The organism is Coprobacter sp. (genome assembly GCF_982436375.1).
Window position 1 is genome coordinate 1 of sequence record NZ_CEWDCG010000214.1, and the last position, 4,778, is coordinate 4,778.

A 4,778-nucleotide genomic window follows, 5' to 3' on the forward strand; every position below is an offset into this window, starting at 1 on the left:
GTTATTCTATAATAGAATATTGGTAATTTTATTTAAGTAAGAATTATGGTTGATATTAAAAGTTTATCGAATAACGAAATCATATATTCGACAGAATATAATGAAGGATGTCAATGGAATAAGTCGTTGATGGGAGAAGATTATATTACGCTCAAATTCAGTTCCGATGTATTGTTGTCTTTTCATTTAGGTGATTATGTAGAAACGGAGTTCGGATGGTATGAGTTGAGTGATTTGCAAAAGCCTGTGTTGAATACCGTAACCGGAGGATATGATTATGCACTCCGTTTTGATGCTTATTATCGTAAGTGGCGCAATAAGATTCTTTTTTATAACCGGCAAGGCATGAAAGAAGCGTCGTGGAATTTGACAGATACGGCAGATAAGCATTTGTCGGTCGTATTGTCTAATCTTGAAGCCTTGAATTATACTTATCGGAACGAAGCGTTCACGTTTTATGTCGATGAGACTGTCGAAGATGCGGCAAAGTCGATACAATATGATAATACGAATATATTGGATGCCTTGACAAAGATTGCCGAGGCGTGGGAGTGCGAATGGTGGATTACGGATAATGTAATACATTTGGGCAGGTGCGAATATGGAGATCCTGTGAAGCTTGAGATCGGAAAAGAGGTTGCGGAAATGTCGGCCAATGAAAGCCGTTCGAATTATGCAACCCGTATTTATGCTTTCGGTTCTACCCGTAATATTCCCGGATCATATCGGAAAGAGTGCCGCGTAACCATTACCGAGATAGAGGAATGGGATTCCGGAGAATGGGTGGTAAAATGGGATATGCCGTATAGCAGTGCGTATATGGAGGATTCGTTGACGGTTGTGTGTGGAGATGTTCGTTATGAGGCCGATCTTATGGGGATAAATGATTATTTCATATGGGCGGAACAGTTGAATTTTGAGGTCGGAGATATTGTCGTGCTCGAGGGAGTCGATTTGAATAAAGCACCTTCTGAATATATTTTCTTTTCGGATAACAGCAGGGTTATCGAAAAGATAGCGCAACAGAGGTTGATGTTGCCTGCCGGAAAAGATCATATAGATGCTTTTGAAGGTATGTCCGAAGAGGAAGCGGTAGAGGATATTGTCGTTTTTGAAGATATATATCCCGAGCGTGTCGGCACTATTGCGAATGTTTTTACTCATAACTATGTCGATGAAATAAAAAATGAGGACGGTAGTGTGACCCGAAAAGAGTGGAAAGTATACCGGTTTAAGGATGATGATCCGGACTTCTATTTTTCGGAACGATATGTTATAGATGGTCAGTTGCGACTTAAGTTTTGTTCGGGGGCTTTGAACGGAATGGATTTTGCGGTTATATTTAATCCGCATGCCGAAGGGGAAACGTTTCAGCCCGAAAAAAATGAAGACGGTTCTTGGAATCCGCTTGCCCAAGTATTCGAGATTAAGAGAGAAGAAGAGTCGGGCCGGGGATTGCCTGCCGGTGCTCTTATTCCCCAAAAAGGAGATACTTATGTTTTGTACGGTTTCGATATTTCGATGATTTCGGATATTTATATTCCGGATGCGGAAGAACGGTTGTTGGAGAAAGCTCGGGAATATGTCGAGAAATCGAAAATAGATCCTTCGGTTTATACGTGCAAACTGATTTCGGCTGTAGCTGCCGGTTATGATCCTGCTACCGGGATGTCGGACGTATCGAAAATTCTTGACTTCAACTTGGGAGATAGTGTGAATCTTGTAAATCCGGCTTATTTCCCGAATGGGCGTCTATCGCGGGTAATCGGATTTGAGAAAAAATTAGATCGACCTTATGATGCACCGGTTTATACAATCGGAGAAAAACCCGCCTATTCGAGAATCGGAGCTATTGAGGATAAAATAGATGAAATTGTTAAAAAAGAGCAGGTTTCGAATAGTTCTCCCGGAAATGCGGTCTATGTTGTAGGAAAGTATGATAATACGGTATTAAGTGATCGTAATGTATTGTCTTCATTACGATCGCGACAGGAATTTGTATCCCGTTTGTATGATGATATTGTTGACGGAACCGTAACGTTTAGAAAAGAGCAGGTCTTTAAAAAAGGAATACGGGATGAGGCATTTGTCGCATCGGGTACAGGTTGGCATATCGGTTATGATGCTCAGAACAATTCTTATATGGAGATTGATAAGTTGAACGTGCGCAAGACTGCTTTATTTCATGAAATCGTGAATGAGCGGATAAGTCATGTTGCCGGAGCGCAAATATTATCTTTGGCAGCTATAACCGTGTCTTCTGTAGAAGAAATCAGATCGGGAGATGCCATTACCGCTTACAAATGTTTTTTTGATACCGGAGACGGAAAGGTGAAGAATAATTTCGTTGCCGGGGATAAGGCGATGTGTCAGGTATTTTCCGGTACAGGAACCAAATATTACTGGATGCTTGTATTGAATGTCGGGAGTGATTATATTACGTTATCCAATACGGTGAAGGATACTGTCTTTACCGGGATTCCTGAAATCGGAGATTATATCGTGCAATGTGGAAATAGATCTAATCCTGACCGTCAAAGTGTTATTATGTTGAGAAGTTTCGGTACACCTGAAATAATCCAATACAAGGGTGTCGGAAAAGGAAATGAATTTACGTTTACCGGAAAAGATGTCAGTGTGATATCTCCTGCTGGAAACAAATTTACGGGTGATTTTATTTCTAAAAATACAAACCGGAATATAGAGGACGAAATAGAAGATATTAACTCTTATGTAGAAAGTGAGATAAACCAGACGAACGAGAATATTGCGCTTGCCGTGAAAGAGATAGAAATCGGAGGACGAAACTTATTTTTAGATTCTGCTAACAGAGAAACTGTAAATAATCCTAAATGGTATTTTCAAAATAGTGAAAATCCCCCTTTCCCATTCCGTATAACGGAGATGTTAGGTAAAAATGTCGTAATCTCATTTGACTGCGAAGCCTCCAATATACCCCAATATACAGGATTCTTCATAGGTGTTCAGATATTTGCTCTTTATACGAACGATGACGGATTATCATGTTGTGCGTCTCTTCCCTATTCTTTATTCTCAAACGGATATTATAAAGGTAGATTTTCGTATGCCACCTATATTCCTGAAGGAGAATTAAAACCTATAGAAAGCGCCAATGAATTTCTTGCAACGGTAAATTACCTTGATGGTCAGATGGGGCTTGACGGAGAAAACCCGGTTTCAGTAAAAATCTCGAACATCAAGGTAGAGTTCGGAAACAAACCTACGGATTGGAGTCCTGCTCCGGAAGATAAAGCCGGAACAGAGCAACTGAAAGAAGCCGGTATAGATATTAAGGCAGGGACTATCACTCTTTCGGCTTCGGATAAAACAAAAGTAGAGGCTATACTCCCTAACGGATCTAAAGTGGATATTGCTGTTTTTGAGATAAGAAACAATAAGCCTGTGCTAAGGGCGGATATTATTTCTGGAGATGTGATTGCAAATGTGATAAAAACGAATACTCTTAATATAAATAATAATACTATTATAGATAGAGATGGAATACTGACATCTAAGAATGGTATGTTTGAAAACATTAATGCGCAAAGCGGTAAAATAGGACCGTTTAAGATTACTGGCAGTAATCTTATGGCATCCTACTCTGATTCTGTGAGAACGTATCATACGTTTTTAGAAGGTTCGGGAATCTCTTTTGTCAATACGCAGTCGTTTGGTGCAGTATCTGTAAATGCGGGTGTAAATTTGAGCGGTACAGGACGGACTTTTTTGGAAATGACTGCCAGACCGGATACTATGAACCCTTTGATAAGCGGAATTAGTTTGGACCTTAAAGAATCTAATGGATTTAATGGTATATACTGCAAAGTTCAGAAGTCTGGAGGAAGTGGAACAGTAAAAGGGATAGTGATTGAAACTGCCAATCCGAAAGATGATATAGCTTTGGAGGCTACCGGACGTATTCGTTTTTACAATGTGAGAGATATTTCGAATGAGAATGCTATATACAATCTTCAGTTATATGCTCAAAGTGCAGGAAATGGTAATTTTTATTTAATGGCAAAGTCGGTATGATTATAAAATTGGAATTAAAAGATCGCATTATTCTGTTACAGAATATGCCGGAACAAAAAGATGTCGATACTGTCGATACTATAATGCTGCTTAGTATTTCAGATGCAGAAAAACAAGAGTTCGGATATAAAGTTGAGGATAACCGGATAAGATGGGATGATACGGTAAATACAGAGCGTGAATTTATGGTATCTATAGATCAATTGTGTATTATTAATTCGATTGTAAATCAAATGAATAAAGATGGATTGATTGATATGTCGAATTATTCGACTTATAAAAAAATAAAATCGTTTTAGACGGCTTCTTAGAGTCAGTTTAAATTTTATACGGGTCTGATTTGAGAGAAACCCACATGAATAGTTGGTCTTTCAATAGATGATTAAATTCATCCCCTATTTTGATCCCTAAAAATAACAAAGCGTTTATAATCAAAATATTATAAACGCTTTGTTAAAATTAAGTGGAGCTGGAGGGATTCGAACCCTCGTCCAAACGAGGAACTAATGAGCTTTCTACATGCTTATCTTCGCTTTGATTGTCGGGTATGAACAAGACCGAAGCCACCAATTCATACCTTAGCCTTTAAAATTTCATGGGCGGCACAAGGCCGGCTACCCACTATTTCCGATATTATTGCACCACCGTTTCGGAACGCTTCGGAACAACAGCAACCGGGTGATGTCTTGTCTCCACAACTGTTGCGGAGATTAAGCTAATCTACT

At 39.2% G+C, this 4,778-nt stretch carries 2 protein-coding genes and 1 other RNA gene; 2 read left to right on the forward strand and 1 reads right to left on the reverse strand.

Annotation, left to right across the window (positions count from 1 at the left end):
- Positions 1-45: 45 nt before the first annotated feature.
- Both AC1WHX_RS10505 and AC1WHX_RS10510 read left to right on the forward strand, forming a co-directional pair.
- On the forward strand, positions 46-4,053 hold the full coding sequence (locus AC1WHX_RS10505) for a hypothetical protein (RefSeq protein ID WP_302545386.1): 4,008 nt from the start codon (positions 46-48) through the stop codon (positions 4,051-4,053).
- Positions 4,050-4,352, forward strand: a complete 303-nt coding sequence (locus AC1WHX_RS10510) for a hypothetical protein (RefSeq protein ID WP_022390731.1) — start codon at positions 4,050-4,052, stop codon at positions 4,350-4,352. Before AC1WHX_RS10505 ends, AC1WHX_RS10510 begins: the two co-directional genes overlap by 4 nt.
- 162 nt (positions 4,353-4,514) lie before the next feature.
- On the opposite strand, the gene ssrA is transcribed toward AC1WHX_RS10510, so the two are convergent.
- Positions 4,515-4,778, reverse strand: a transfer-messenger RNA (tmRNA) gene (gene ssrA, locus AC1WHX_RS10515); the annotation flags it as partial.